Below are 3786 nucleotides of genomic sequence, written 5' to 3'. Positions count from 1 at the left end.
GCCGCCCCGTCAGTGACCCGGCTTATAAGGGCCACCCCTCACAACGTCAACTGCCAAAACGGACTTTTTCGGCGCCGGGGTGTGGATCGATCCGAAAATGCAATTTTATTCAAATGGTTATCCGCGATCCACAGAAGCAATGGCCCCGGTCATCGCGCTGTTACACGCCGGCGACCGGGCGGAATCGGCTGGCGGGAGCGGCGTGCGGTGGCCTTCCCGGGCGGCGAACCGCCCGCGCGCGGCGCAAAACGTCCGCTCCGTCGGTGTCGCCGCCCCATTGTCGACATGGTCTGAGGCGACCCATAGCCGGTATCAGAAGAGATATTGGCCGGGCACGGACGGCCGCGGGTGCGCCACAGGCGGCGCGGACCGCCGGTTTTCAGGTTTGGCGCATCCGGCTGCTCTGATATGTAGGGACGGCCGGTTTTCGGACGAACCAGTCCGAAGCACTCGATGTGCCGCCGCCGGGTGGCCGCGTGACAGGGAGTTTCAACGAGCAGCATGAAGCTCAGCGGGCACGGCCGATCGCGTGGCATCTCCATGGGGCATGAGCCCCCGCTCTTTGTAGACGGCACGACCGAATCCCTCAGCGGACGGCGGGCGGTCAGCGTGCGCTGGCTGCTGGGCACCGTGCTGACCGGCGTGACATCCGTGGCCCTGATGGGCGGCGCGCTGATGGTGGCCATGGAAGGCACCACCTCGGTTGCGGCCCCGACGGGCGATGCCGTGATGGCGCTGGCCGACGATGCCAGCCGCACCGGCAAGGCCGACCGGGTGCAGCAACAGCCCGCAGCGCCCGCGACCAAGCAGGTGCTTCAGGTCTCCACCATCAGCCGGCAGGGCGACAGCGACCTGATCCGCGCCAGACCTTATGTCCGTCTGTCGGCGCCTCTGGTGACGACGGCTGAGACGGACATGTCCGATATCCCGGCTTTCGATCCGCTGAAGGCTTTTGCCGACACGAAGCTGTTTCCCGACCGGGGACCGGCCGACACGATTTACGGCGCAGCGGTCGATGGCGAAGTGACGGTCAGTTCCGTCGACTTTCCGCTGGCGAGCCCGCAGATCGATCCCGACCTGATGCTGTCGTCGGACGCGGTCGAGCAGATCGTGCGTGAGGACAGCCTGTTCAAGGCCACCAATCCGGAGAACTTCGCCGTCCGCGCCACGGCGCCCGCCGCCCCGGCATCGGACGATGTGTCCGCGCGCTTCGCGCTGGCCTTTGCCGCCGTCGGCGCCGGCGAGGCGCCGAGCGGGCTTGCGCTGGGCGAGACGGGCGTGCGAATCGTGCCGGAGAACGTCTCCGAAGTGGCCAAGAGCGAGGCGGCGACGGCCGATCCCGACGCCGACCAGGCGGCCGCCAGCAAGCCGCGCGGGGCCAGCGACGTGGTCGTGACGGTCGGGCGCGGCGACAACCTCGGCAAGATCCTGCGCTCGGTCAAGGCGAGCCCGATGGATATCAAGGCCATCGCCCGCACCTTCGCCACCGAAGCGAACGTGAAATCCATCACCCCCGGCGACAAGATCCGCATCGGTCTGCTGCCCGACGCCGACGACCCGGATCGCATGAAGCCGGCGCGGGTCAGCGTCTACGATGCCACCTCCCACCTCGGCACGGTGGCGCTCGACGATGACGGCAACTATGTCGCCGCCGACGAGCCGCAGGACGACTTCCTTGAGGATTCCGCGGCGCCGGAGGACGATTCGGGCGACGAGGACAGCAGCGGCCGCACGCTGACGCTCTACGAGAGCCTTTACCAGACCGCCCGCAAGGAGCAGCTGCCCGACGCGGTCGTGAACGAACTGGTGCGGATGTTCTCGTTCGACGTCGACTTCAACAGCCGTGTGGGAGACGGCGACCGGCTGGAGCTGTTCTATGCCGACGAGGACAAATCCGATCCCGACAGCCCGCCCGACCTGCTCTATGCCGCCCTTTCGGTGGGCGGCACCTACAAACAGCTCTACCGCTTCCGCACCACCGACGACGGCAAGACCGATTATTATGACGGTGCCGGGCGCAGCGCGCAGAAGTTCCTGATGCGCAAGCCGATGAACGGCGGCATCCTGCGGTCCGGCTTCGGGGGCCGGCGCCATCCGATCCTCGGCTACTACCGCATGCATGCAGGCGTCGACTGGGCCGCCCCGCGGGGCACCCCCATCGTGGCCTCGGGCAACGGCGTGGTGAAGGAATCCGGCTGGAAATCCGGCTACGGCAAGTGGGTGCTGCTTGGCCACGCCAACGGCTACGACACCGGCTATGGCCACATGTCGCGCATTGCCGACAACATGAAGCCCGGCACCCGCGTGCGGCAGGGTCAGGTCATCGGTTATGTCGGCTCGACCGGCATGTCCACCGGGTCTCACCTTCACTACGAGGTGCACATCAACACGACGCCGGTCGATCCGCTGCGCGTGCGCCTGCCGCAGGGCCGCGAACTGCGCGGCAAGATGCTGACGGCCTTCCGCAAGGAGCGCGAGCGGATGGAGGACCTGATCCATCCGCGGCCGGGCGACAACCGCACCGCTTCCGCCGCCCCGGCGGCCGCCGGCAGCACGAACTGAGGCCGGGCTGGCCGGCCGGCCGCGACGCAGCGCGGCAAGACCGCAGCGCGGTACGATGCGGCGCGGCAGGATCGGAACGCGGCAGGCCATCGCCTTCCGGGCAAACGAAAAGGCCGGTGTCGGGCACCCGACACCGGCCTTTATGTTTTCTGGCAAGCGCGCGCCGGCCGGACCGGCGCTCAGGCGAGCTTGCCGGCTTCCTTCGCCAGCACGGTCTCGATGTCCTCCTTGGGACGATCGTCGCGCGGAATCTCGCCGGTAACGCGATAGAGCACATATTCGGCGATGTTGGTCACATGGTCGCCGGCGCGCTCGATGTTCTTGGCCACCTGCAGCAGGTGCACGCAGCTGGAGATGTTGCGCGGGTCTTCCAGCATGTAGGTGAGGATCTGGCGGAAGCAGGCGGTGTAGTGCGAATCCAGCGTGGCATCGGCATTGCGCACCGCTGCTGCCTTGACCGTATCGTTCTCCACATAGGCATCCAGCACCGCACGCAGCTGGCGGGCGGCAAAGGCGGCCATGTCGGCGACCGGCGCACGGGCGGCGCGCACCACGCGGTCCTCGCCCAGCAGCACCGTGCGCTTGGCGATGGTCTTGCCGAGATCGCCGATGCGCTCCAGCTCGCCGGCGATCTTCACCGCCGACAGCAGGTCGCGCAGGTCGGTCGCCACCGGCTGGCGGCGGGCGATGATGAGGATCGCCTCATCCTCGACCTGCGCCTCAAGCCGGTCGATTTCGGCGTCGGACGCAATGAGCTGGGAAGCCTCGTCGCTCGCCCCTTTCAGGAGCGCCTCGACCGAGGCCGAAAACAGCCATTCGACCCGCCCGCCCATCTCGACGATCTTGCCGATGACCGTCTGCAGCTCTTCGTCGAATGCCTTCACGACATGGGAATTGTTCATGGGGGTAACAGCCCAAAAACCGAAGCCGGCTCGCATCACAAAGCCAAGGCTCAGCCAAGCCCTTAGACCGGGCGGGAGATCCGGGCAGCCCGGCGGGAGACCCGCCCCGCCGGCCGGAAGCGAGATCGGGCGGGCGCCCGTGGCAGCCCGCCCGGTGGGCAGCATCTGCCCGGTCAGCCGAAGCGACCGGTGATGTACTCTTCGGTCTTCTTCTGCGTCGGCGCGGTGAAGATGCGGTCGGTGAGACCGAACTCGATCAGCTCGCCGAGATACATGAAGGCGGTGTACTTCGACACGCGCGCCGCCTGCTGCATGTTATGGG

The 3786-nt window shown here is 67.5% G+C and carries 2 protein-coding genes and 1 pseudogene; 1 reads left to right on the top strand and 2 read right to left on the bottom strand.

All coding sequences use genetic code 11. The features are described 5' to 3' along the window. Positions 1–540 precede the first annotated feature (540 nt). Positions 541–2562: a M23 family metallopeptidase gene (locus tag V7067_RS16290; protein ID WP_334176948.1), complete on the top strand. Its 2022-nt coding sequence runs from the start codon at positions 541–543 to the stop codon at positions 2560–2562. A gap of 179 nt (positions 2563–2741) precedes the next feature. On the opposite strand, the gene phoU is transcribed toward V7067_RS16290, so the two are convergent. Both phoU and V7067_RS16280 read right to left on the bottom strand, forming a co-directional pair. Further along, the gene (gene phoU, locus V7067_RS16285; protein WP_334176947.1) at positions 2742–3464 is read right to left on the bottom strand and encodes a phosphate signaling complex protein PhoU; all 723 of its coding nucleotides are present in this window, start codon (positions 3462–3464) and stop codon (positions 2742–2744) included. Between the two features lie 173 nt (positions 3465–3637). Then, a pseudogene (locus tag V7067_RS16280) lies at positions 3638–3786 on the bottom strand (phosphate ABC transporter ATP-binding protein); the annotation flags it as partial.

Source organism: Pseudoxanthobacter sp. (genome assembly GCF_036822375.1).
Lineage (GTDB): Bacteria > Pseudomonadota > Alphaproteobacteria > Rhizobiales > Segnochrobactraceae > Pseudoxanthobacter.
This window is presented reverse-complemented; position numbering and strand designations above follow the sequence as displayed.